The sequence below is a fragment of the Pantoea sp. X-Soil-YNGN-775 genome, assembly GCF_059730575.1.
Window position 1 is genome coordinate 3,312,146 of sequence record NZ_AP035945.1, and the last position, 23,535, is coordinate 3,335,680.

Consider the following 23,535-nt stretch of genomic DNA (forward strand, 5'->3'; position numbering starts at 1 on the left):
TCGCTTCCTCTTGTTATTTCGGCTCATCATCAAGCCACAGGGTAAATTGCTGACTGTCGCGCAGCGCCCGGAACCAGTGGGCGGATTTCTTCATGCGACGCTGGCGCTGGTTATCTAAATCGATTTCAATCAGGCCATAGCGGTTTTTGAAGGCGTTCATCGGCGAGACGTTATCGGTGAAGGCCCACAGCATATAGCCCTGACAGTTGATGCCCGCCTGATGCGCGCGGATCGCCTGATGCAGGTGTTCGCTGATAAAGTGAATGCGGTAGTCGTCCTGAATTTCTCCCTCAGCGTTTTTGAATTGCGCTTCGTTTTCGACGCCCATTCCGCTCTCGGCGACAAACCACGGGATGTTGCCATACTCATCGCGCATCCGCTGCGCCATATCCCAGATGATTTCCGGCTGAATTTCCCAGCCGCGTGAACGGTTCATCCGCCGGCCCGGCAGCTCAAAGTGCTCGTAATAGCAGGCAGGATGGAACGGCGTATCAGGATGCCAGGCACGGGACGGCGCCTTCACGCGGTGTGGATAGTAAAGGTTAAGCCCGACCTCATCGACGGTATTGGCGGCGATGATCGCCAGCTCCTCCGGCGTGGCCTGCCACTCAATCTGATGTTTATCCAGCAGCGCCAGCAGCTCCGCCGGGTACTCGCCTTTGATGGCGGGATCGAGAAACATCCGGTTATAGAACAGGTCGTAGATCTGCGCCGCCTGCTGGTCATGCGCGGCCGACGATCGTGGATAGGTCACTTCCGGGTTGAGGATGGTCCCGATGCGACCGGCATAGCCCTGCTGGCGGAACAGCTGCACCACCCGGGCGGTGGCGAGATTTTTGTGGTGGTTCCACTGCATCCATTTATGGGTGTTTTGCTCGTATGGCCAGCGCAGCGCGTCGAGATAGACCCGGGTCTGCACCACAATCGGCTCATTAAACACAAACCAGCGCGTTACCCGACCGGCATAGCGTTTAAACACCTGTTCGACGTAACGGATAAACAGTTCAACCACGTGCTTTGACTGCCAGCCGCCATACTGCTCCAGCAGCGTAGCGGGCAATTCGTAATGCTCCAGACAGAGCATCAGTTCAATGCCCTGGCGCTGCATTTCGTCAATCAGCCGGTCATAGTAAGCCGCGTACTCCTCATCCACCGTGGCGTTTTCATAATCGGTGAGAAAGCGCGACCAGTTGATCGAGGTGCGATAGTGGGTCAGCCCGCTGGCCTTCATTAGCGCCACATCTTCGGCAAAGCGGTTGATGAAGTCGGTCGCCACGGCCGGGCCATAGCCCTGATGCCAGACGTGCCGATCCTGCTGATACCAGGCGTCCGGCCACGAGTCCTGCCCGGCTTTTTTGCCGCTCCAGCCCTCGGTTTGCCAGGCTGACGCAGCGGCGCCCAGGATAAAATTCTGCGGGATCTGAATAAGCTGGCGACTCATAACACCTCCGATTGGTTGCGAGCCAGTTCAGGTTGTTGATTCTTCGCTTCGGCGGCATCGGCGCGACGGGCTGCCACTTTGACAAACGGCAGGTAGATCAGCACCGACACCATAATGCAGATAATCTGGGTCACCACCGCGCCCATCGATCCCGCAGTCGACAGCCAGGCGTTAATGATCGGCGGCGTGGTCCACGGCACCATCACCACCGCTTTGCCGGCAAACCCCATCACCGTGGCGAAATAGCCGATTGTGCCGGTTACCAGCGGCGTGATGATGAATGGGATCGCCAGGATCGGATTGAGCATAATCGGCATGCCAAATATTACCGGCTCATTGATATTGAAAATGCCGGGGCCGAACGAGAGTTTGGCGATTTCGCGCATCTCTTTGCGACGCGTCGCCAGCATCACCGCGGTCAGCAGCCCGATGGTCAGCCCGGAACCGCCGATGCTCATATAAACATCCCAGAACGGCATGGTGATGATATTCGGCGCCTCTTTACCCTGCTCAAAGGCGGTCATATTGACCATAATCGCCCCCAGCAGCAGCGGTTCACGAATCGGTTTCACCATCTGATTGCCGTGAATGCCGATCACCCAAAATAGCTGGGCGACGAACATCAGGATCAGAATCCCCCACAGGCTCTGCACCACCGACTCCAGCGGTTGCTGCACCACCTGATAGACCGCGTCATACAGATACATGCCGGTAACGCGATGGAAAATAAAGCCAAAGGAGGCGACCAGCGTCACGGTGATAATCGACGGGATCAGGGCGGAAAAAGAGGCGGCAACGTTGGGCGGCACGGTGTCAGGCATCTTAATTTTCAGCCGCTCAACCTGTTCGAGGCGGCAATAGATCTCCACCGACAGAATGGCAATAAACATGCCGAGGAACAGGCTTTTGGTATCAGAGAATTGTTTGGCCAGAACGTCGGTAACCAGATGCATCTGACCGTCGACCATCATCTGTAAAGTGGTCGGCGTCACGGAGACAAAGCAGATGATCGCCAGCAGACCAGGGAACAAGGTTTTGATGCCGTTGATGCGGCCCAGCTCAATGCCAATCAGGAACACCGCGCCAATGTTGAGGAAGCTGAGCGTGGCATAGTTAATGCTGCTGGTGATCGGTTTCAGGTCGGCTAAAAACCCCAGCGCAGCGAAGCTGGCGAGGCCATTTTTGCTGTCCAGCACCATGTTAGAGATCAGCACCGAGAAAGCGCCAACGATGATCACCGGCATCAGGGTGATGAACGAGGCTTTGATCGCCATGATGTAGCGATAGCTATTGAAGCGGGTGGCAAAGCTGCCCAGGGAATCGATAAGGCGGTCCTGTAGAGACATGGGTCAACCCTCAGAGATGTAAGATTGGCATTCCAGTAGTGGTCACTATCTTCCCGGTTAGTGGCATACCAAAATGACGATTCTTAACCATCCTTTCTGTGACAAAGCTCCCGGAAACGTTTTTTGGCATTCCAGTAAGATGAAAAAACTGAATTTGGCATACCAATAATGAGGAGTGTATGGATTTCGAACAAACCATGATGGAGTTGCTGATCAATGCAGGTGAAGCACGATCGTCAGCGATGATGGCGATCCAGTGTGCGCGCCAGCGTGACTGGCCGGCTGCCGATGCGGCGCTGGCTGCTTCCGATACCGCAGCAAAACAGGCGCACAAGATTCAGACGCAGTTGATTGGCGCGGATGAAGGCAGCGGCAAATTGCCGGTGACGCTGATCCTGGTGCATGCACAGGATCACTTAATGAATGCGATGCTGTGTCGCGATCTGGCGGAGGAGATGGTGATACTGCGTAAAGAGCTGTTTAGCGCTCAGGCGGCAGCGGATACCGCCTGAGCGGGCGGTTAGCCGCCTTCCAGCGCCAGTAACTCCTGAATAGTCTGCGCGCGACGGATCTCGCGCGGCTGCCCCTGTTCGAACAGCACTTCCGGGATCAGGGGGCGGCTGTTGTAGTTCGATGACATAGATGCGCCATAGGCACCGGTGTCATGAAATACCAGATAATCGCCGACCTGCGCAGCCGGAATCGCTCGGGTATCGACTTTGCCGCCTTCCAGCTGGGTAAAGACGTCGCCTGATTCACACAATGGCCCCGCCACCACGCTGTCGAGGGTCTGCTGCTCATCAATCTGCCGCCCATCGCCCGCCATCAGCGAGATATGGTGATAGCTGCCATACATTGACGGCCGCATTAAATCGTTGAAACCGGCATCGACCAGCACAAAGTGACGGCTGCCCATCGCTTTGACCGCCCGTACCTGCGACACCAGCACGCCCGACTCGGCCACCAGAAAACGGCCCGGCTCAATCTCCAGTTTGACGGCGTGGCCCAGATGCTGAGCAATGCGCTGACGCGCAGCGTCCCACAAGCCAAAATAGTGCCCGGTATCGATCGCCTCTTCACCGTAACGATAAGGAATCGACAAGCCGCCGCCCGCTGAGATCGCCGTCAGATCCTGACCAAACTCCACCACCAGGCTGACCATCGCATCACACACCTGTTGCAGATGCGCATAATCGACGCCGGAACCGATGTGCATATGAATGCCCACCAGCCGCAGATCGTACTGCTGGATTGCCGCCAGCGCTAAAGCCAGATCGCCATGCCAGATTCCGTGCTTGCTGTTTTCGCCGCCGGTATTGGTTTTCTGACTGTGGCCGTGCCCGAAACCGGGATTCACCCGCAGCCATACCGCATGACCCGGAGAAACAGCGCCCAGCTGATGCAGCATATCGACCGAACCGGCATTAACCGGCACCTGCAGCGCCGCAACCCGCTCCAGCGTCGGCTGATCAAACAGATCAGCGGTAAAGACGATTTCATCTCCGCCCGGCTGATATCCCGCCACCAGTGCGCGTTCAATCTCACCCAGCGATACCGAATCAACCTTTACTCCGGCCGCTCGCATCAGGCGCAGGATATGAATATTCGAACAGGATTTTTGGGCGAAACGCACCACATCAAACGCCTGCAGCTGGGCGATGCGTGCCTGAATGATTTGCGCATCGTAGGCCCAGAAAGGCCCGGCATAGCGGCGTGCCAGCGGCAGCAGATGAGTGACGTTGAGCGCGGTTTCAGTACTCTGTAAGGAACGGGGCATAAGGATTCTCCTGTGGCGATAAGCGCATTAAGCCAGAATCGTGTCATAGCGAAAAATATCTGTTTTAATAGCATCTATGCAAAATTGATATGGCCTAATCCGATGGCGAACATTAACTGGCGACACATCGAAATTTTTCACGCGGTGATGACCAGCGGCAACCTGACGCAGGCCGCCACCCTGCTGCACACCTCTCAGCCTACGGTCAGTCGGGAACTGGCGCGGCTGGAGCAGCAATTGGGGCTACAGCTGTTTGGTCGGGTACGCGGACGTCTGCAGCCTACGGTACAGGGGCTGCGCCTGTTTGAAGAGGTTCAGCGTTCCTGGTACGGGCTGGATCGCATTATGGAGGCGGCTGATAATCTGCGTCAGTTTCGTCAGGGTGAGCTTTCTGTCGCCTGTCTGCCGGTGTTTTCGCAGTCGCTGCTGCCACCGCTGTGTCAGCCTTTTTTGCAGCGCTACCCGGATGTCAGCCTGAATGTGATCCCGCAGGAGTCGCCGCTGCTGGAGGAGTGGCTGTCAGCACAGCGCTATGACCTCGGCTTAACCGAAACCCAGCATGCGCCGGCCGGCACTGACCGCCATGCGCTCTTAACCTGCGATGAAGTCTGCGTGTTGCCGCCGCAGCATCCGCTGAGCCAGCGGGCCGTGCTGACGCCGCAGGATTTTGCCGGTGAGAATTATGTCAGCCTGTCGCGCACCGACAGCTATCGCCAGCTGCTGGACGCGTTGTTTCATGAGCAGGGGGTTGAACGTCGTCTGGTGCTGGAGACCCACAGCGCCGCATCGGTGTGCGCGATGGTCAGGGCGGGCGTCGGGGTATCGATCGTTAACCCGCTGACAGCGCTCGATTACGCCGACAGCGGTGTGGTAATGCGGCGATTCAGCGTTTCGGTACCCTTTACCGTCAGCCTGGTCAGACCGCATCACCGCCCCGCCTCGGCGCTGGTCGATGCGTTTGTCAGCCATCTGCAGCAGCAGGTGGCTGACTTTCCGGCACGTATCGCCGCCCGCTTAGCTTAAGCGCGCACCGCAGACGTCGCGCCACCCGATTTGCGGAAGGTGATCAGGCAGACCAGCAGACCGATCAGTGCCAGTGCGGCGGCGGCAACCGGCACCGCCGTCAGGCCGTAGCCCCGACCAATTACTGCTCCACCGACCCAGGCTCCCAGTGCATTACCAACGTTAAATGCAGAAATGTTCAGGGTCGACACCAGGTTGGGTGCCTCTTTACCGTGGCGCACCACGTTAATCTGCAGGCCCGGCACGGTAGCAAAGGTAGCCATCGCCCACAGGAACAGGGTGATCTCCGCCAGCCACAGCGCATGGCTGGTCCAGCTAAACAGCAGGGAGAAGATCGCAATCAGCGAAAAGCTGAGGATCAGGCTGAAAGAAACTTTCCAGTCCGCCATCTTGCCGCCCAGAATATTGCCGACCGTCAGCCCTGCGCCAATCAGGAACAGCGTCCAGCTGACGCCACGGTCGCTGATGCCGGTCACCTGTAACAGCAGCGGCGCGATATAACTGAACAACGCAAACATCGCCGCGGCAAAAAACACCGTCATCAGCAGTGACAGCCACAGTTTACCGTTGGCCAGCGCGCTCACTTCACTCGCCAGGTCGACCGGTTTTTCCTGCTTGTTATTCGGCAGGCTGACAATCAGGGCGATAAAGGCCAGTACGCCGATGATCGCTACGCCCCAGAAGGTGGCACGCCAGCCAAACAGCTGACCAAACCAGGTGCCGAGCGGCACGCCCAGCACGTTCGCCAGCGTGAGGCCAGTAAACATCAGCGCCACGGCAGAAGCCTGACGACCTGGTGCGACCAGACTGGCTGCGACCACCGCACCAATGCCAAAGAAAGCACCGTGACACAGCGCGGTTACAATGCGCGCCAGCATCAGCAGGTTATAGTTGTACGCCAGCGCGCACAGCAGGTTGCCGACGATGAAGATCACCATCAGCAGCGTCAGCGTCTTTTTACGCGGCAGCCGGGCGGTCAGCAGCGCCATAATCGGTGCGCCAATCGCCACGCCCAACGCATAGCCGCTGATTAACCAGCCCGCTGACGGAATCGACACCTGAAGATCGGCCGCCACGTCCGGCAGCAGCCCCATAATGACGAACTCAGTGGTGCCGATGGCGAATGCACTCAACGCCAGCGCCAGTAACGCTACAGGCATAACATTTCTCCCAATACCATGAAAATGCAGGTGAACCACGCGAACGCGTGGCCCAATCGACGCTTATTAAAATTTGATCTGCGTCACGCTGGCTATTACAGCACAGCCGATGAAGCCCATATACCCCAATAGCAGCAAAGGATTATTGCCACACCCGCAATAATTTCTGTCGCCCCTCAGCCCGCCGGTCACCGCCAGCGGGCCGGAAAATTCCAGGAATCCCCCCCGCAGGCAATCTCTGGTTGTCATTTGCCTGTCACCGGTTACGCTTTTTAATGTGTTAACAATAAATAAAATTTTAGCGTTGCCGATAACCCCATTATGAAACGCCAGGTGATGTGATCGAATTCTGACGCGGGGAGAAAGAATGCAACGGCTCATTGCCTTGATGGTTTTTGCTTTAACCGGCTGCTCGGTTGGCCACTATGAGTACAGCAGAGAGGCCGAAAAGCGGGTCGATATGACCGTGACCGGCATTCCTACCGTGCTCGGCTTAGGCACGCTGGGTACCACCATTCCGCTGACGGCGGAATACAGTCTGACCGCCGCGCACGTGGCGAAATTTTCACTTTACCGGGTCAAAGCCTGGCATCCGCAATGCGATCTGGCGGTGGTCTACCACAAAAACAGCGAAGCGAGCCTGCCGCCCAGCTTTCGCAACAGCCATATCGGCGACCAGGTCAATCTCTACGGCTACAGCTTTATTTCGGCGATGCCGGTCAGTTCCAGCGGCCAGAACCTGATTAATACCACGCTGGCAAACAGCTGGAACAAAGCGGATTGTGTGGTGGTGGCGGCCAATGCCGGCGTGGTGAAAGGGATGTCGGGCGGCGCGGTGTATAACGCCTCTGACGATACGCTGGCGGGAGTGATCATCGGCTACAGCGACCGTATTAATGACAATACCAGCGGCAAAACTCTGTATAAGAACGTGGCGCTGTATGTACCTTATGCGCGGTTTCAGCAGTGGCTGGATGGCGTAGTGAAGTCGTGACCGTCGGTGTCTGAGCCGGACAGCGGCGAAAAAAAGGCCGGAATCTCCGGCCTTTCTGCATTCTGCTTAACGCAAAGTGAGTTACTTGCTACCCGGGCGCAGCGCCGGGAACAGGATCACGTCGCGGATGGTGTGGCTGTTGGTAAACAGCATCACCATACGGTCGATACCGATACCGAGACCCGCAGTAGGCGGCAGACCGTGTTCCAGCGCGGTGACGTAATCTTCGTCGTAGAACATCGCTTCGTCATCGCCCGCATCTTTGGCATTCACCTGCTGCAGGAAACGCTCAGCCTGATCTTCCGCATCGTTCAGCTCGGAGAAGCCGTTACCGATTTCACGGCCGCCGATGAAGAACTCAAAGCGATCGGTGATCTCCGGATTCTGATCGTTACGACGCGCCAGCGGTGACACTTCAGCCGGATACTCGGTGATGAAGGTTGGCTGAATCAGATGTGCTTCTGCCGTCTCTTCGAAGATCTCGGTGACCACACGGCCCAGTCCCCAGCTCTTCTCAACTTTAATGTGCAGCGATTCAGCAATCGCTACCGCTTTATCAAAGTCTTCCAGATCGGCCAGGTCGGTTTCCGGACGATACTTCTTGATCGCTTCGCGCATCGTCAGTTTTTCAAACGGCTTGCCGAAATCGAACTGATGTTCGCCATACGGCACCACGGTGGTGCCCAGCACATCCTGCGCCAGCGTACGGAACAGGCTTTCGGTCAGCTCGATCAGATCTTTGTAATCCGCATACGCCATATAGAGTTCCATCATGGTGAACTCAGGGTTATGACGTGGCGAAATGCCTTCGTTACGGAAGTTACGGTTGATCTCGAACACCCGATCAAAGCCCCCCACCACCAGGCGCTTCAGATAGAGTTCCGGAGCAATACGCAGGTACATATCGATATCCAGCGCATTGTGATGGGTGATGAACGGACGCGCCGATGCGCCGCCTGGGATCACCTGCATCATCGGAGTTTCCACTTCCATAAAGTCGCGGCTGACCATGAACTGGCGGATACCGGCCATGATTTTTGAGCGAATTTTGAAAGTGTTACGTGATTCGTCGTTGGCGATCAGATCGAGGTAACGCTGACGATAACGGGTTTCCTGGTCAGCCAGGCCGTGAAACTTATCCGGTAACGGACGCAGGGCTTTGGTCAGCAGACGCAGCTCAGAACAGTGAATCGACAGTTCGCCGGTTTTGGTTTTGAACAGCTTGCCGCGCGCGCCGAGGATATCGCCGAGGTCCCACTTTTTGAACTGCTCGTTGTAGATCCCTTCGGCCAGATCGTCACGCGAAACATAAAGCTGAATGCGTCCGCCGACGTCCTGCAGAGTAACGAATGATGCTTTACCCATAATACGACGGGTCATCATGCGTCCGGCAACGCTGACTTCAATGCCGAGATCTTCCAGCTCTTCGTTGCTCTTCTCGTCATAGCGTTCATGCAGCTGGTTCGAGAGGGTGTCACGACGGAAATCGTTAGGAAACGCCACGCCATTTGCACGCAGCGCGCTCAGCTTTTCGCGACGCGTTTTCAGTTCGTTGTTTAACTCAAGTGCGGCGTCAGCGCTCTGCGGTTGTTGTTCAGACATGTCGGTTCCTTATAACCCTGCTTTTAAACTAGCTTCAATGAATCGATCCAGATCGCCGTCCAGCACCGCCTGGGTGTTGCGCGTTTCCACACCGGTACGCAGATCTTTAATGCGCGAATCATCGAGCACGTAAGAACGAATCTGGCTGCCCCAGCCGATGTCGGACTTGTTGTCCTCCAGCGCCTGTTTCTCAGCATTTTTCTTTTGCATCTCAAGCTCGTACAGCTTCGCCTTCATCTGCTTCATCGCTTGATCTTTGTTCTTGTGCTGGGAACGGTCGTTCTGACACTGGGTCACGGTACCGGTTGGAATATGGGTAATACGTACCGCGGATTCCGTCCGGTTAACGTGCTGGCCGCCGGCACCGGAGGCGCGATAGACGTCAATGCGCAGATCGGCCGGATTGATGTCGATATCAATATCGTCATCCACTTCCGGATAGATAAAGGCTGAGCTGAAGGAGGTATGACGACGACCGCCGGAGTCGAACGGGCTCTTACGCACCAGGCGATGCACGCCGGTTTCGGTTCGCAACCAGCCAAAGGCATAGTCGCCTGACACGCGAATGGTCACGGATTTAATACCCGCTACTTCGCCTTCAGACTCTTCAATAATTTCAGTTTTGAAGCCGCGAGCTTCAGCCCAACGCAGATACATACGCATCAGCATGCTGGCCCAGTCCTGCGCTTCGGTACCGCCGGAGCCCGCCTGCAGATCGATATAGCAGTCGGCGCTGTCGTACTCACCGGAGAACATGCGGCGGAATTCGAGCTCGCCCAGTTTGCTTTCGAGGACATCCAGCTCGGCCACCGCTTCGTTGAACGTCTCTTCGTCGTCCGCTTCGACTGCCAGCTCCAGCAGACCCTGGACATCTTCCAGGCCTTGCGTCATCTGATCGAGAGTGTCAACAATCGCTTCAAGCGAGGAGCGCTCTTTGCCCAGTGCCTGGGCGCGTTCCGGTTCGTTCCACACGTCTGGCTGTTCCAGCTCGGCGTTTACTTCTTCGAGGCGTTCTTTCTTGGCATCGTAGTCAAAGATACCCCCGAAGAACGTCGCTGCGCTCACTGAGGTCCTGAATACGGTTTTTGACCGGGTTGATTTCAAACATGGCTTTAGCGTCTTTTTAGCGTTCGATGGGACAGGAAAATTAACGCATAAGTTTACCCGAAACTGACGACAGTTTGTAGCGCTGATGCGGTGGTGGCGCGGCGATCGATTAACCGCGTGGCGAGGGGTGTTTCACGTGGAGACTGGCGTGAAGAAAAGAAGGCGGCCCTGAGCCAGGCGGTCGGCCGCACACAGCTGATGTGCAACCGCCGCCAGTGGTCAGTTTATTGGCCAGAGATGATCAATGATCAGCTGCACCGAGCGGTTACCGCGATACTCATTGATATCCAGTTTGTAGGCCAGCTCAACCTGACGCACGCTGGTGTCGGGCCACAGCGTGGTGTCGACATTGAAGGCGATGCCATCGATCAGCGGGCCGCCGCCCAGCGGTTCCACCATTACTTTCAGGTGCCGCTCGCCGACCAGCCGCTGCTGCAACAGCTTAAATTTGCCGTCGAACGCTGGCTCCGGGAACGCCTGGCCCCACGGACCCGCTTCACGCAGCATCTCTGCGGTCTGCAGGGAAAATTCCTGTGGCTGCAGCGCGCCATCGGACCAGATGATGCCCTGCAGCGATTCGCCATCCAGCCATTCGCCGACCAGTTCGGCAAAACGCTGGCGGAACTCCTCATAGCGTGCGGTTTCCAGCGACAGTCCCGCCGCCATCGCATGGCCGCCAAACTTCAGCATCAGGCCCGGATTAAGGGTATCGAGCCGCTCCAGCGCATCGCGCAGATGCAGACCGGCAATCGAGCGGCCGGAGCCTTTCAGCGTGCCGTCTCCGGCCGGTGCAAAGGCAATCACCGGGCGATGGAAACGCTCTTTCAGCCGCGAAGCCAGAATCCCGACCACGCCCTGATGCCACTCCGGATGATAAAACGCCAGCCCCAGCGGCAGGTCGCTCTGCTCACGTTCCAGCGCCTGACACAGCGCCAGCGCTTCGCTCTGCATGCCCTGCTCAATCTCTTTGCGCGTCTGGTTGAGCGCATCCAGCTCGCTGGCCAGCATCCGCGCCTGGCTGAGATCCTCAGTCATCAGTAACGCCACGCCGACCGACATATCATCCAGCCGCCCTGCCGCATTGAGCCGGGGGCCAAGCGCAAAGCCGAGATCGCTGGCCGCCAGCTGGCGCGCATCGCGGTTAGCGATCTCCAGCAGCGCACGAATACCGGGACGGCATTTACCGGCGCGAATCCGGCTCAGTCCCTGCCACACCAGAATGCGGTTATTGACGTCGAGCGGCACCACATCGGCTACCGTGCCGAGCGCCACCAGATCCAGCAGTTCAGCCAGATTAGGTTCGCTGCGGGTGGTGCCGAACCAGCCCTGCGTGCGTAGAAAGGCACGCAGCGCCAGCATCAGATAAAACGCGACGCCGACACCGGCCAGCGCGCGGGAAGGAAAATTGCAGTCCGCCAGGTTGGGATTAACGATCGCTTCCGCCGCCGGCAGGGTTTCGCCCGGCAGATGGTGATCGGTGATCAGCACCGGAATACCGTGCTGGTGCGCACATTCCACACCGGCATGCGATGAAATCCCGTTATCCACCGTCAGGATCATCGCCGCACCGCGCGCGCGCGCCTGCTCAACCACTTCCGGGCTGAGACCATAGCCATCGTCAAAGCGGTTCGGCACCAGATACTGCACATTGCTGCCGCCCATGCTGCGCAGCGCCATCACCGTCAGCGCGGTACTGGTGGCGCCATCGGCATCAAAATCGCCCACCACCATAATGCGACGGCCATCAAGCAGCGCCTGATGCAGCAACGCCACCGCGTTATCGATGCCGCTCAGCGCCTGGAACGGCAGCAGGTTTTTCGCGCCGCGCTCCAGCTCAGCCGCGTCACACACCCCGCGCTGCAGATAAAGACGTTTCAGCAGCGGCGGCAGGGTTGCCGGCAGCGCATCCTCAACCGTCACCTCGCGGCGACGCAGTTCCACTTCGTTTTTTACCACCGATTAACCACCACGCTTTTGATTATCCAGCACCTGCTTCAGCTCCTGCGGACCCTGATAGCCCGGAATCATCATGCCGCTGTCGGTCAGGATGGCTGGCGTGCCCTGAATGCCAAACAGCACCCCGAGCTGGTAGTGTTGTGCAATATTGATTTTGCAGCTGTCTGGTGCAGACATTTTTGGCGCATCGCCCTTCATCGCGTCGTCAAAGGCTTTATTACGATCGGCGCTGCACCAGATCGCTTTCATCGCGCCTTCAATCTGGCCATGCAATCCTTCACGCGGGAACGCCAGGTAGCGCACGGTGATACCCAGCGCATTGTAATCGGCCATCTGCTCATGCAACTTGCGGCAGTAGCCACAGGTAATGTCGGTAAACACCGTCACCACATGCTGCTCTTTTGGCGCTTTGTAGACGATCATTTCCGGCACCAGCGCCTCGACTTTTTTATCGAGCAGCTTGTTGGTTACGTTGACCGGTTGTGCGCCGCTGACGTCATACAGCGGGCCCTGAATCATGTGTTTGCCATCATCGGTCACGTAAAGCACGCCGCTTTCCGACAGCACGGTTTTAAAGCCCGGCAGCGGTGATGCGGTAATCTCAGTCTGATTTAAGCCGAGCTTTTTCAGGGATTGCTGAATGGCGCTGTCATCGGCCTGCGCCAGGCCGGAAAAGGCGCTGGCTAACAGCGCCAGCATGGCAAAATGCTTGTTCATCTCTTTCCTTATTTCCGCAGATCAGGCCCGCGGATGATGTTGTTGATGCAACTGACGCAGGCGCTCAGTGGCGACATGCGTATAAATTTGGGTGGTGGAGAGATCGCTGTGTCCCAGCAACATCTGTACGACACGCAGATCGGCTCCGTGGTTCAGCAGATGAGTAGCAAACGCATGGCGCATCACATGGGGCGACAATTTTTCACTGTCGATGCCGGCCAGCGTGGCGTAATGCTTGATGCGGTGCCAGAAGGTCTGCCGCGTCATCTGCTGCGCCCGGTTGCTCGGGAACATCACATCCAGCGTCTGTCCGTTAAGCAACCACGGACGCCCATGCTCCAGATAATATTCCAGCCAGTAAACCGCTTCTTCACCTAACGGCACAAGTCGCTCTTTATCGCCTTTGCCGATCACCCGCACCACACCCTGGCGCAGGCTGATGTCACTCAGCGTCAGGCCGACCAGCTCAGAAACACGCAAACCGGTGGCGTAGAGTAACTCCAGCATCGCTTTGTCGCGTAGCTCAAGCGGGATGTCGATATTCGGTGCCTGCAGCAGCCGTTCAACCTGCGCTTCACTGAGATCTTTCGGCAGCCGCTGCGGCAGTTTTGGTGCCGATAACAGCGCACTGGGATCGTCCGCGCGCAGCTTCTCGCGATAGAGATATTGAAACAGGCGGCGCATGGCGCTCAGCAGCCGGGCTGAACTGGTCGCCTTGTAGCCGCCCTCCAGCCGCTCGGCCAGAAACTGCTGCAGATCCAGCGGCATCACGCTGAGCAGCGTCAGGTTATGATGCGCCAGCCAGCTGGTCAGCGTCTGGAGATCCTGGCGATAGGAGGAGAGTGTATTCTGCGCCAGATTGCGTTCAATCCAGAGCGCATCGAGAAACTGTTCTGTCAGATCGCTGTCCTGCACGTTATCCCCGCCGTTCGCTGTAAAATCATGCTCATTATGCCTGATTCAACGGCGCTTCTGGTACAATTGCGCCAAAGTCAGTATTTACAGAGTGTTATCTGCATGAAAATCGGTCTTTTTTACGGTTCCAGTACCTGTTACACCGAAATCGTAGCGGAGAAAATTCGCGATTTTATTGGCGAAGAGCTGGTCACCCTGCACAACGTCAAAGATGACGATCCGCGCTTGATGGAACAGTACGATCTGCTGATCATGGGCATCCCGACCTGGGATTTTGGCGAGCTGCAGGAAGACTGGGAAGCGATCTGGCCGCAGCTGTCGACCCTGAATCTGCGCAATAAGATTGTGGCGCTGTACGGCATGGGCGATCAGATTGGCTACGGTGAATGGTTCCTGGATGCGCTCGGTATGCTGCATGAGCTATTGCAGCCGATGGGGGTGCGTTTTGTCGGTTACTGGCCGCTGGAAGGGTATGAGTTCACCAGCCCGAAACCGCTCAGTGCCGATGGGAAGCAGTTTGTCGGTCTGGCGCTCGATGATGTGAATCAGTTTGAGGTGACCGACGAGCGCGTCGAGCAGTGGTGCGAGCAGGTATTAACGGAAACCGCCGAACTGCTGTGATCGCTAAATGGCGTGGTCCGGCAGGCGGCTTTCGCCCTGACGCCTTAGCCGGATGCCGTAACGAGTGCTCTTCGTATTGCCATCAGTGATGCGCCTCGCTGAAGCAGCAGGCGCGTAACGCCCGCCATTCGCCAGGCTGCATATTGTCTTTCATCAGCCACCAGCGCAGCGTCTTACCCTGCTCGCTTTTCGCCACCAGCAGCACGCCAAACGGCAACCAGCGCAGCGGCTGAGTCGGCCGCCAGCGTGCGCCCTGCCAGCACCAGATTTGCGCACTTTCCCGTTGCAGCGAACCGCGCCGCTGAAGGAGCCGTCGATGATTACGCCAGCCTTCGGCCAGCAGCAGTCCGATCATCGCCAGTTTCATCAGCCATCCGCTGACCGGCAGCGTCAGCAGCAGTACCGCCGTTACCGTCACCCCCAGCCAGACGCCCAGCAGGCCGCGCGCCAGACGGGATGGCCGCAGCTTACATTGCCACGGGGCCGCGTTCACGATTGCGCTGCTGAATCAGGTTAACCATCCGCTTCAGCTCAGGATCGCTGGGTTCACCGTGGTTCATCAACCAGTTAAACAGGTCGGGATCGTCACTCTTCAGCAGCGCGATAAACACCTGCTTATCGGTGTCATTCAGGCTGTCATATTCATATTTAAAGAACGGCATAATAGCCACATCCAGCTCCAGCATGCCGCGGCGGCAGGCCCACTGAATACGTGATTTATCATTGATATCCATGCGTCAGTTTCCACAGTTCACAACCTGGCGGCTAGTGTAACCTGGATTGTGGCGGGCTGCAGGCGCAGCGCAACATACTGTGCAATCTGCCGCAAAGCAAACCGCATTTTTTCAGGGTTATCACGCGATTTGTGCGCCGTTATCGGTAAACAGGTTGCATTGCCGGTCGGCTCTTTTAACATTGAAGATATTGTTTCGGATGAACCCTCATACTCAGGATATCTCCATGCCAACCTTTACCTTACCGCCGCGCCAGCCTGCAGCCTCGTCCCGTCTGCCGTTAACGCTGATTTCACTGGATGCCTGGGCGCTGGTTTCCGTCTTCGGTCCCGACAGCACCGCCTATCTGCAGGGTCAGCTGACGCTGGACGTCGCCGCGCTGGATGCGGCGCACCATCTGCCCGCCGCCCACTGTGATGCCAAAGGCAAGATGTGGAGCAACCTGCGTCTGTTCCATCGTGGCGAAGGCTACGCCTACCTGGTTCGTCGTGAACTGCGCGACACCCAGCTGAGCGAATTAAAGAAATATGCGGTGTTCTCTAAAGTGACGCTGGCGGCCGACGATGAGGCAGTGTTACTGGGCGTGGCTGGTTTTCAGGCACGCGCCGCGCTGGCCAACCTGTTTGAACAGCTGCCCGACAGCGAAACCCCGGTGGTGCAGCAGGGCGAAACCACGCTGCTGTGGTTTGCGCATCCGGCAGAGCGTTTCCTGATCGTTACCTCGCTGGCCCAGGCCGAATCACTGCAGCAGAAACTGGCGGATGATGCCCGGTTAAATGACAGTCAGCAGTGGCTGGCGCTGGACATTGAAGCCGGCATTCCGGTGATTGATCCCGCCACCAGCGTGCAGTTTATTCCGCAGGCCACTAACCTGCAGGCGCTGGACGCCATTAGCTTTAAAAAAGGCTGCTACACCGGTCAGGAGATGGTGGCGCGGGCCAAATACCGTGGTGCGAACAAACGCGCGCTCTACTGGCTGGCGGGCCAGGCCAGCCATCTGCCAGCGGCAAATACGGCGCTGGAACTCCGGATGGGTGAGCGCTGGCGTCGTACCGGCAGCGTGCTGGCGGCAGTGCAGCTGGATGACGGTGTCAGTTGGGTGCAGGTGGTGATGAATAACGATCTGGAGCCGGATAGCGTGCTGCGGGTTGAGGGTGATGAAGGCGGACAGCTGACGATTCAGCCGCTGCCCTACTCGCTGCAGGAAGAGTAACCACTCAGGCACGCAGCCGCATAAGCTGCGTGCCTGCCCGGCGATTACTCCGTTTTCTGCGTCATGTTCAGCAGAGTGCGGATGTTTTGCGCCGTGGTGGCGATAATGTCGATGGCACCGGTACGCAACGCACCGAGAATCGCCATTGCTTTGGTGTTCTCTGAGGCGATGGCGATAACGCAGGGGATCTTGCGCAGCTCATCAATGCTCAGACCAATCACCCGATCGTTCATTACGGTATCGACGTGCTGTCCCTGCGAATTGAAAAAATCATAGCCGGCAATATCGCCCGTCACGCCCTGATTCAGACTGGCGTCGATAATTTCATGCGGCGTAAACCAGCCTAATTTCACCATATAGCTGTTTTCATTCATGTCGCCAATGCCGACCAGGGCAAAGTCGGCTTTGCGCGCCCGATCCAGCGTCTCTTTAATCGTGCCGTTTTGCATAAACGCCTCTTTCAGCGCCCGATCTTCAACATAAGCCGGGGCGTAGAGCGTTTCGCTGATGCCACCAAATTTCTTCGCCAGACGACGGCTGATATGGTCGGCATTGATCGCATCACCGGGGCGGTGCGTGCCGCCGATGCCGCTGATAAAGTGACAGTTACGCGTCGGCACCTGGCCCGGATGATCGGCGACCGCCGCCACGTTGCGCCCTTGCCCGACCGCCACCACCGAATTCTCTTTAAGCGATTGTTCCAGCCAGGAAGAGACCAGCGCCGCCACCTGACGCCGCTGCTCATCATTGTCCTGCAGGTCGAGGGCGATCAGCGCGCGCTGTAAGTGGGGGAAACGGTCAAGCAGCTGTTGCTCAAGACGGGTGCTGAACACCGGATGGTAACGCACGTTAATTTCAACAATGCCCTCTTCCCTGGCGCGCTTCAGCAGCCGTCCGACTTTGATGCGTGAAATGCCAAACTTACGCGCAATCTCTTCCTGGGTAATTTCGTCCTGATAATAGGCGACTGCGATTTCGGTCAGCAGTTCGGAGTCCTGAGAAAGCGTGTGTTTTTCCATGCGTTATCTGTCTCGCAGTGAGTTACCTGACTAAGCACAGGCGTTTCAGGAGGGAATTTATACCATTGATACGGCTCACCTCGCCAGGCATTGACGCGGCGAGCCGCTAGCAGTGTCACAGATTAGCGACGAATCGCGTCGATTTTCAGCATGCGGGCAATCACGATATCCAGCTCTTTCTGCTCGAAAATCTGCTTCCAGTCAGGCTTCACAATCTTCTCGCGTCCATACTCCATGGCGATCATGCAGGCATCAGAGAACGGATTGGTGGCGCGGAACGCTACCGCCAGCGCAATCTGGATATGCCCGTAGAGCATCGCCTTTGCGGCCTCTTCCGGTACGCCACTGTGCTTAACCGTTTCGTCCAGCGCCTCTTTCATAAAGGCCCCGACCATGCAGGCAACGGTCTCCACCAGCGTCGGCTCAAGGTAGGCTAGCTGCGTTACGGTCACCCAGTGCACCTGCTCCACCGGACCATACATCACGCGGATAACCTTGCTGAGTTCGTCGCGCTGCGCATCACTGCCCGCTTCCCAGGCGGCGGCCACATGCTGAATAGCTGCAATTCCGCCAAACGCGTCGGCGTGCTCTTCTTTGGTGTAGCGCTCAAGGAAGACGGACGGGTGACACGGATGCGCCACCGCATAGTCGATATCGTCACGCTGGAAGATCAGGTTGGCATAAGCGGCCGCCGGATCGAGCGTTAACAGTACAGCGCCTGGCTTCATCTGCGGCACGACCGCTTCAGAGACCTTACCCAGCACGATGTCCGGCACCGCCAGAATGACGACGTCGCTTAACGGCACCACCGAATCGGCATCTGAAAGCTCACGGCCCTGTTGAGTAACCTGCTGCTGTGCAGCGGGTGAATTCTCGCAGTAAAAGACCTGGTAATCGCTTTTCTGGAAGTTGGCTGAAATGCGCATGCCCATTTTGCCGCCGGCGCCAATCACAGTAAGGGTTTTCAGTTGTTTCATTATTATTACTCCCGATTTTGTTTACTACGTAAGAATTCCACGCTGCGCGCTGTCCACTCCGCCTCACGCTGACAGGTGGTAGCGGCGTCCTCCTGCCATGGCAACCAGTGTTCAATAATCTGGTTAATGCCCCTTTCGGCCGGGCGCACGCTGGCGATCATCTGGTCATAATCCAGTAAGCCTTCGCCCATCGGGCAACCGGCATAGGTGAAGCCAACCCAGCCGTCACGCCGGGTAAAGGCAAAATCTTTGATGTGAAGATTGCCGACCCGCGCCGCAGTCTGCGCGATGACCTGTTCAGGTAACTCCAGCCCGGCAACGCAGTTGGCCGGATCGAGACAGACCGCCAGCCACGGCGATGAAAAGCGGTTAATTACTGTCATCAGGTCGGCAGTTTTGACCTGTTCGTAGGTTTCAAGACATAGTCTCACCTGCTGACGCTCATAGTCAGGCAGCACGCGGGCGATCAGCTGCGCCGCTTGCTCCAGCGACGGCCGATGAGTGGCGGTATAGAACATGGAGCGCACCACCTGCGCGTCGAGCAGCTGGGCCAGTTGCAGATAACGTTGCAGATGGGCGGTGTCCAGCCCGCGCGTCCCCAGCTCCAGCGTGATGCCCAGCGCATCAGCCTGCTGACGCAACCGTTGCAGGTCAGCATCAGACCAGCTCTCAATCGCCGGATAATCACAAATCTGAAACAGCGACAAATCCAGCGCGGCGGTCTGTTCCAGCATCTGCTCCAGCGTCAGCGGCTGCGGTACCCGGTCTGACATGCGCCAGAAAAAGGCATAGGTGCTAAGTCCGATCTGGCTCATGGGTGACGCTCCGCCAGCAGCGCGCTGGCCTCATCGATAATCTGCGCCAGCGCGGCCGGATCATGGGCAAAGCGGCCGAGGAACAGGCCATCAACCGTTCCGCCAAGGCGCTGAATCAAACCCGGACCGGCGCTGCCACCGTAAATCACCTGCAGGGTAATACCCGTGGGCGTCGGCAGCTCGCGTAGCCCTTCGCAGACCGCGCGGATATAGTGTTCCGGAGCCGGTTGCGGTGCGCCTATCGCCCATTGCGGTTCCCAGGCGAAAAATAGCCTACCGGTCAGACCCTGCTGCTGCGCCAGCGACAGCGCCTCGGCCAGCTGCTGCTGGCACAGGGCGATCGCCTGCGAAGGTTCACCCTGTTGGGTTTCACCAATGCACAACACCGGCGTCAGGCCGTGTCGGAGCGACATCGCCACCTTGGCGGCTATCTGCGCGGCGTCTTCATGAAAATAGCGGCGGCGTTCGGCGTGACCAATTTCAGCCAGGCTGCAGCCGAGTTCCTGCAACATGCTGGCACTGACTTCGCCGGTCCAGGCGCCGTTTTCAGCCTGGCAAACATCCTGGCCGCCAATGCGTACCGGGGTATCGGCAAAAATAGCGGCAGCCGCCGGAATCGCCGGATAGGCGGGCAGGACAAACAGTCCGATATCGCCGCGCTGAATCGCCGGATGCCGACGCGCCAGCGCGGCAACGTCGTGGCACCAGTCGAGGGTTTGCTGGTAGCCGAAGTACATTTTCAGGCTGACACCCAGCCACAAAGCAGGTTGCGTCATGCTCAGGCTCCCTGCTCAGCGGTTGCGTGATCTTTCAACAAATCAGCCACGGTATTGACAATCATTGCCAGCGAAATCGCGCCTGCATCGGGCGTGCCGAGGCTTTTTTCGGCCAGCGGACGGGCGCGGCCCATTTTGGGCAGCAGTTGCGCCGTGGCCTGCGCCGCCTGGTCAGCCACGCGTGCGGCCTGATGCCAGGCCTCTGTCAGCGAGGCACCGCGCGCGACGGCTGCATTCAGGCTGTCGCTGAACGGCACCAGCACATCAACCATGGTCTTGTCACCGACCTGGGCTTTACCAAAATGCTGAATTCCTTCCTGCGCCTGCCGCACGCCACTGGCGATTCGCACGGCGTCCGGCGTCTGGTTATCACCGATGGCGGTTCCGATGGCGGTCAGCGCCACGCCCCACAGTGCGCCAGAGGTACCGCCCGCTTTGTCTGCCCAGGCATCAGCAGCACGGCATAATAGCGTGCCGGCACCGGCGCCCCGGGCCGCAACTTCACGCGCCTTTTCCACCGCGCCCAGCACGCCGCGTTCCATGCCAATGCCGTGATCGCCATCGCCGGCGACTGCATCAATATCACCCAGTTTTTCGGCGTTGCGTTGCAGCATCGCGGCCACCGCCTCAAGCAGTTGCAGTACCTGTTGGGCGCTCTGCTGCGAGGCGGCGCTGGCGACGGGCAGGCTCTCTTCTGTCTGTTCCTGCATGGCGTCCTGACCCAGCGGTTCGGCCACGATAACGCTGCCTTTTCGATAGGCCGGCGCATTCGCCGGGGCGCGCCAGAAGGTTTCCAGCTCATCATCCAGCCACATTAAGGTCAGTGAGGCACCGGCCATATTGAAGCTGGTGACGAATTCGCCGACGTCCGGTTCGACGATCTGCAGCCGGGCCGCTTCAAGCAGCTGCGCCACCCGCCGGTAGACCACAAACAACTCTTCATATTTCACCGTGCCGAGACCGTTAAGAATTACCGCCACCCGCTGTCCCGCCGTCTGGCTGACGCCCGGCGGCAGCTCACCGAGCAGCCGGCTGACAAAAATGTCGGCCATCTCATCGGCGGTCGGCACCTCCGTTTCTTTAATGCCCGGTTCGCCATGAATCCCCAGTCCCAGCGCCATCCGCCCTTTTTCAACTTCAAACAGCGGGTGTGACGCGCCGGGTAAGGTGCAGCCAGAAAACGCCACGCCAAACGAACGGGTCCGGTTGTTGGCATGCTGCGCCACCCGCAGCACCTCCGCCAGCGTATAGCCCGCTTCAGCGGCGGCACAGGCGACTTTGAATACCGTCAGATCCCCCGCCACCCCGCGCCGCTTTTCAATCTCGTCGATGCCGGCGCTGGAGATGTCGTCGGTGACCGCCAGAATGTCGCACGGAATACCCTCGCCGCGCAGACGCTCACAGGCCTGACCGAAATGCAGCACATCACCGGCATAGTTGCCGAACATCAGTAATACGCCGCCGCCATTGTTTGCCGCGCGGGCCACGTTATAAATTTGCTGCGCCGACGGCGAGGCGAACAGGTTGCCCATTGCCGCGCCGTGCGCCAGCCCCTGCCCAACCAACCCGGCGAACGCCGGATAGTGGCCGGAGCCACCGCCGACCACCACCGCCACGCTGCCCGGCTGGCTGCGGGTGTTGCGTACCACTCCGCCGGGCACCTGACGCACTTTATCGGCATTGGCGGCCACAAAGCCTTCAATCAGTTCAGCCGCGAAGGCTGAAGGTTGGTTAAACAGGTAAGTCATGGTAATTGCTCCTGTGCTAGAGAGGTCGGTTGCTGCTGGCGACTGCGATTCAGCAACAGCATCAGCACGGCTGACAGCAACATGAATCCGCCCACCACAAACATCGGTACGGTGTAACTGCTGGTCGCATCGTGCAGCGCGCCAGTGATATAGCCCGCCGAGAAGCCCGCGACATTACCCAGCGTATTGATCAGGGCGATAGCGGCCGCGGCAGAGGCACCGGTCAGAAACTGAGTCGGTAAAGTCCAGAAATTGGGTAAGGCGGCAAAGATCGAGCTGGCGGTAATCGCAATCACCATGATGGTGGTGAACGGTGAGTCCATGAACAGCGCCAGCGGCACGCTAATCCCACCGGTCACCGCCGGGATAGCGATATGCCAGGTTTTGCAGCCGCGCCGTGAGGCGTCACGGGACCAGAAGAACATCACTACCGCCGCGATCAGATAAGGCACGCCGGTGATCAACCCTTTCTGCATTACATTGAAGGTGGTGCCGAACTGCTGCTGGAAACCGCCGATGATGGTCGGCAGGAAGAAAGCCAGCGCGTAGAGGCCATAGATAAAGCCGAAGTAGATCAGACACAGCATCCAGACCCGACCATTACCCAGAATGCTGCGGACGCCCTGATGTCCGGTATGCTGCTTGGCCTGATGCTCAGCATCCAGCTCGCGGGTCAGCCAGTTTTTCTCCTCCGACGTCAGCCATTTCGCCTGACGCGGTGAATCCACCAGCCAGAACAGCGCCACAATGCCGATCAAAATCGCCGGGATGGAGACGCCGAGGAACATCACGCGCCAGCCCGCCAGGCCAAACAGGCCATGCTGCTCAATGAACGATGCCGCCAGCGGTGCGCCAAAGACCACGGTCAGCGGCTGAGCCAGGTAAAAAAGCGACAGGATTTTGCTGCGATGGCGCGCCGGTACCCACATGCTGAGATAGAGGATTGCGCCCGGGAAAAAGCCCGCCTCGGCAATACCCAGCAGCAGACGCAGGGTATAAAGCCCATTAATGCTGCTGACCCAGGTGAACAGCAGCGACACAATGCCCCAGCTGATCATGATGCGCGCCAGCCATCTGCGGGCGCCAAAGCGATGCAGGGCCAGATTGCTCGGCACTTCCAGCAGGATATAGCCGATGAAAAAGATGCCGGAGGCGAGACCAAACTGCACGGCGGTCAGGCCAAGGTCCTGCGTCATGCCATTCGGCCCGGCGAACGAAATCGCCGTACGGTCGAGAAAGTTGATAAAAAACATCAGGGCGACGAACGGCACCAGTCGCCAGGAGATCTTACGAATCGCGGATTGCTCCACTGCGGTCATTGTGGTTTGGGTCACGACGCACCTCCGGTCCGGGCGCGATAAAAGAGAGTGTCAGGTGTTGGCAACGCACGCGGTGCATTGTCGAAGCAGGTGCAAAAAACAGGGCCTGGGTAATCCATGTGCGAGTCCTCAATGGGTCTTCTTGTACATTGGTATCACTATTCGAACAAATGAACAGTACACGTATAATTGCGCAGCACTCAACTGCAACAATGAGATCTGTGATCCTCTTCAAACGAATCAAATCTGCTGCACTTTTCAGATAAACCGCCGAA

General features: G+C 58.0%; 23 protein-coding genes. 5 read left to right on the plus strand and 18 right to left on the minus strand.

Translation table 11 applies throughout. From position 1 onward, the window contains the following. Positions 1-13: 13 nt before the first annotated feature. Both AC6I8I_RS15390 and AC6I8I_RS15395 read right to left on the minus strand, forming a co-directional pair. Entirely contained in the window at positions 14-1,441 is a 1,428-nt protein-coding gene (locus AC6I8I_RS15390; protein ID WP_312056027.1) for a glycoside hydrolase family 1 protein, read from the minus strand. After that, positions 1,438-2,787 carry a PTS sugar transporter subunit IIC gene (locus tag AC6I8I_RS15395; protein WP_312056026.1) on the minus strand — a complete coding sequence of 450 codons (1,350 nt, stop codon included), beginning with the start codon at positions 2,785-2,787 and terminating at the stop codon, positions 1,438-1,440. Before AC6I8I_RS15395 ends, AC6I8I_RS15390 begins: the two co-directional genes overlap by 4 nt. A gap of 179 nt (positions 2,788-2,966) precedes the next feature. Here AC6I8I_RS15395 and AC6I8I_RS15400 point away from each other — a divergent pair, with 179 nt between their 5' ends. Next, a complete protein-coding gene (locus AC6I8I_RS15400) occupies positions 2,967-3,299 on the plus strand; it encodes a PTS lactose/cellobiose transporter subunit IIA (protein WP_312056025.1) in 333 nt (110 codons plus the stop codon). A gap of 8 nt (positions 3,300-3,307) precedes the next feature. Here the strand turns inward: AC6I8I_RS15400 and lysA are convergent, their stop codons facing one another. Then, positions 3,308-4,564, minus strand: coding sequence for a diaminopimelate decarboxylase (lysA, locus tag AC6I8I_RS15405; protein ID WP_497828039.1), 1,257 nt, complete (start codon positions 4,562-4,564; stop codon positions 3,308-3,310). A 102-nt stretch (positions 4,565-4,666) separates the two neighbouring features. Here lysA and AC6I8I_RS15410 point away from each other — a divergent pair, with 102 nt between their 5' ends. After that, the gene (locus tag AC6I8I_RS15410; RefSeq protein WP_312056023.1) at positions 4,667-5,587 is read left to right on the plus strand and encodes a LysR family transcriptional regulator; all 921 of its coding nucleotides are present in this window, start codon (positions 4,667-4,669) and stop codon (positions 5,585-5,587) included. Here the strand turns inward: AC6I8I_RS15410 and AC6I8I_RS15415 are convergent. Together AC6I8I_RS15415 and AC6I8I_RS15420 are read right to left on the minus strand one after the other, a co-directional pair. Further along, a complete protein-coding gene (locus tag AC6I8I_RS15415; RefSeq protein WP_312056022.1) occupies positions 5,584-6,747 on the minus strand; it encodes an MFS transporter in 1,164 nt (387 codons plus the stop codon). The two genes, AC6I8I_RS15410 and AC6I8I_RS15415, sit on opposite strands and share 4 nt — an antisense overlap. A 66-nt stretch (positions 6,748-6,813) precedes the next feature. Further along, positions 6,814-7,128, minus strand: a complete 315-nt coding sequence (locus tag AC6I8I_RS15420; protein WP_497828040.1) for a hypothetical protein — start codon at positions 7,126-7,128, stop codon at positions 6,814-6,816. Between AC6I8I_RS15420 and AC6I8I_RS15425 the strand changes: the two genes are divergently transcribed. Further along, a complete protein-coding gene (locus AC6I8I_RS15425) occupies positions 7,115-7,741 on the plus strand; it encodes a serine protease (protein WP_312758438.1) in 627 nt (208 codons plus the stop codon). The two genes, AC6I8I_RS15420 and AC6I8I_RS15425, sit on opposite strands and share 14 nt — an antisense overlap. A gap of 81 nt (positions 7,742-7,822) precedes the next feature. On the opposite strand, the gene lysS is transcribed toward AC6I8I_RS15425, so the two are convergent. The 5 genes from lysS to xerD all read right to left on the minus strand — a co-directional run bounded on the left by lysS (position 7,823) and on the right by xerD (position 14,038). After that, a complete protein-coding gene (lysS, locus tag AC6I8I_RS15430) occupies positions 7,823-9,343 on the minus strand; it encodes a lysine--tRNA ligase (RefSeq protein ID WP_312056020.1) in 1,521 nt (506 codons plus the stop codon). A gap of 9 nt (positions 9,344-9,352) precedes the next feature. Further along, positions 9,353-10,451 (minus strand): peptide chain release factor 2 gene (gene prfB / locus AC6I8I_RS15435; protein ID WP_312056019.1). Its coding sequence is split into 2 segments (ribosomal slippage): positions 9,353-10,375 and positions 10,377-10,451, totalling 1,098 coding nucleotides; the frame shifts between segments, so codons are not numbered across the junction. A 218-nt stretch (positions 10,452-10,669) separates the two neighbouring features. After that, entirely contained in the window at positions 10,670-12,406 is a 1,737-nt protein-coding gene (gene recJ, locus AC6I8I_RS15440; protein WP_497828041.1) for a single-stranded-DNA-specific exonuclease RecJ, read from the minus strand. Between the two features lie 3 nt (positions 12,407-12,409). Next, on the minus strand, positions 12,410-13,123 hold the full coding sequence (dsbC, locus tag AC6I8I_RS15445) for a bifunctional protein-disulfide isomerase/oxidoreductase DsbC (RefSeq protein WP_312056017.1): 714 nt from the start codon (positions 13,121-13,123) through the stop codon (positions 12,410-12,412). A 21-nt stretch (positions 13,124-13,144) separates the two neighbouring features. Continuing rightward, the gene (gene xerD / locus AC6I8I_RS15450; protein WP_312056016.1) at positions 13,145-14,038 is read right to left on the minus strand and encodes a site-specific tyrosine recombinase XerD; all 894 of its coding nucleotides are present in this window, start codon (positions 14,036-14,038) and stop codon (positions 13,145-13,147) included. A gap of 102 nt (positions 14,039-14,140) precedes the next feature. Here xerD and fldB point away from each other — a divergent pair, with 102 nt between their 5' ends. Beyond that, positions 14,141-14,659, plus strand: coding sequence for a flavodoxin FldB (fldB, locus tag AC6I8I_RS15455; protein ID WP_031376212.1), 519 nt, complete (start codon positions 14,141-14,143; stop codon positions 14,657-14,659). Between the two features lie 82 nt (positions 14,660-14,741). On the opposite strand, the gene AC6I8I_RS15460 is transcribed toward fldB, so the two are convergent. After that, positions 14,742-15,152, minus strand: a complete 411-nt coding sequence (locus AC6I8I_RS15460; protein ID WP_312056015.1) for a protein YgfX — start codon at positions 15,150-15,152, stop codon at positions 14,742-14,744. Continuing rightward, entirely contained in the window at positions 15,127-15,393 is a 267-nt protein-coding gene (sdhE, locus tag AC6I8I_RS15465; RefSeq protein WP_031376214.1) for an FAD assembly factor SdhE, read from the minus strand. Before sdhE ends, AC6I8I_RS15460 begins: the two co-directional genes overlap by 26 nt. Before the next feature lie 226 nt (positions 15,394-15,619). Here sdhE and ygfZ point away from each other — a divergent pair, with 226 nt between their 5' ends. Next, positions 15,620-16,606, plus strand: a complete 987-nt coding sequence (ygfZ, locus tag AC6I8I_RS15470; protein ID WP_497820461.1) for a tRNA-modifying protein YgfZ — start codon at positions 15,620-15,622, stop codon at positions 16,604-16,606. Positions 16,607-16,650: 44 nt separating this feature from the next. Here ygfZ and AC6I8I_RS15475 read toward each other — a convergent pair whose 3' ends face one another. From AC6I8I_RS15475 to AC6I8I_RS15500, 6 genes are all read right to left on the minus strand, one after another. Then, positions 16,651-17,625 carry a sugar-binding transcriptional regulator gene (locus AC6I8I_RS15475; RefSeq protein WP_046289226.1) on the minus strand — a complete coding sequence of 325 codons (975 nt, stop codon included), beginning with the start codon at positions 17,623-17,625 and terminating at the stop codon, positions 16,651-16,653. 122 nt (positions 17,626-17,747) lie between these two features. Further along, complete coding sequence (locus tag AC6I8I_RS15480) at positions 17,748-18,605, minus strand: phosphogluconate dehydrogenase C-terminal domain-containing protein (protein ID WP_497828670.1); 858 nt, start codon at positions 18,603-18,605, stop codon at positions 17,748-17,750. A gap of 2 nt (positions 18,606-18,607) precedes the next feature. After that, positions 18,608-19,417: a sugar phosphate isomerase/epimerase family protein gene (locus AC6I8I_RS15485; protein WP_497828042.1), complete on the minus strand. Its 810-nt coding sequence runs from the start codon at positions 19,415-19,417 to the stop codon at positions 18,608-18,610. Next, positions 19,414-20,193: a triose-phosphate isomerase family protein gene (locus AC6I8I_RS15490; protein ID WP_312056012.1), complete on the minus strand. Its 780-nt coding sequence runs from the start codon at positions 20,191-20,193 to the stop codon at positions 19,414-19,416. Before AC6I8I_RS15490 ends, AC6I8I_RS15485 begins: the two co-directional genes overlap by 4 nt. A 2-nt stretch (positions 20,194-20,195) precedes the next feature. After that, positions 20,196-21,941, minus strand: a complete 1,746-nt coding sequence (locus AC6I8I_RS15495; protein WP_497828043.1) for a dihydroxyacetone kinase family protein — start codon at positions 21,939-21,941, stop codon at positions 20,196-20,198. Next, complete coding sequence (locus tag AC6I8I_RS15500; protein ID WP_312056042.1) at positions 21,938-23,260, minus strand: MFS transporter; 1,323 nt, start codon at positions 23,258-23,260, stop codon at positions 21,938-21,940. The genes AC6I8I_RS15495 and AC6I8I_RS15500 overlap by 4 nt, the downstream gene beginning before the upstream one ends. Positions 23,261-23,535 lie beyond the last annotated feature (275 nt).

Excerpts from the sequence above, each read along its gene's own strand:
- AC6I8I_RS15390 (WP_312056027.1), bottom strand. The coding sequence starts at position 1,441 with ATGAGTCGCCAGCTTATTCAGATCCCGCAGAATTTTATCCTGGGCGCC.
- AC6I8I_RS15395 (WP_312056026.1), bottom strand. The coding sequence starts at position 2,787 with ATGTCTCTACAGGACCGCCTTATCGATTCCCTGGGCAGCTTTGCCACC.
- AC6I8I_RS15400 (WP_312056025.1), top strand. The coding sequence starts at position 2,967 with ATGGATTTCGAACAAACCATGATGGAGTTGCTGATCAATGCAGGTGAA.
- lysA (WP_497828039.1), bottom strand. The coding sequence starts at position 4,564 with ATGCCCCGTTCCTTACAGAGTACTGAAACCGCGCTCAACGTCACTCAT.
- AC6I8I_RS15410 (WP_312056023.1), top strand. The coding sequence starts at position 4,667 with ATGGCGAACATTAACTGGCGACACATCGAAATTTTTCACGCGGTGATG.
- AC6I8I_RS15415 (WP_312056022.1), bottom strand. The coding sequence starts at position 6,747 with ATGCCTGTAGCGTTACTGGCGCTGGCGTTGAGTGCATTCGCCATCGGC.
- AC6I8I_RS15425 (WP_312758438.1), top strand. The coding sequence starts at position 7,115 with ATGCAACGGCTCATTGCCTTGATGGTTTTTGCTTTAACCGGCTGCTCG.
- AC6I8I_RS15420 (WP_497828040.1), bottom strand. The coding sequence starts at position 7,128 with ATGAGCCGTTGCATTCTTTCTCCCCGCGTCAGAATTCGATCACATCAC.
- lysS (WP_312056020.1), bottom strand. The coding sequence starts at position 9,343 with ATGTCTGAACAACAACCGCAGAGCGCTGACGCCGCACTTGAGTTAAAC.
- dsbC (WP_312056017.1), bottom strand. The coding sequence starts at position 13,123 with ATGAACAAGCATTTTGCCATGCTGGCGCTGTTAGCCAGCGCCTTTTCC.
- fldB (WP_031376212.1), top strand. The coding sequence starts at position 14,141 with ATGAAAATCGGTCTTTTTTACGGTTCCAGTACCTGTTACACCGAAATC.
- sdhE (WP_031376214.1), bottom strand. The coding sequence starts at position 15,393 with ATGGATATCAATGATAAATCACGTATTCAGTGGGCCTGCCGCCGCGGC.
- ygfZ (WP_497820461.1), top strand. The coding sequence starts at position 15,620 with ATGCCAACCTTTACCTTACCGCCGCGCCAGCCTGCAGCCTCGTCCCGT.
- AC6I8I_RS15475 (WP_046289226.1), bottom strand. The coding sequence starts at position 17,625 with ATGGAAAAACACACGCTTTCTCAGGACTCCGAACTGCTGACCGAAATC.
- AC6I8I_RS15485 (WP_497828042.1), bottom strand. The coding sequence starts at position 19,417 with ATGAGCCAGATCGGACTTAGCACCTATGCCTTTTTCTGGCGCATGTCA.
- AC6I8I_RS15490 (WP_312056012.1), bottom strand. The coding sequence starts at position 20,193 with ATGACGCAACCTGCTTTGTGGCTGGGTGTCAGCCTGAAAATGTACTTC.
- AC6I8I_RS15495 (WP_497828043.1), bottom strand. The coding sequence starts at position 21,941 with ATGACTTACCTGTTTAACCAACCTTCAGCCTTCGCGGCTGAACTGATT.
- AC6I8I_RS15500 (WP_312056042.1), bottom strand. The coding sequence starts at position 23,260 with ATGACCGCAGTGGAGCAATCCGCGATTCGTAAGATCTCCTGGCGACTG.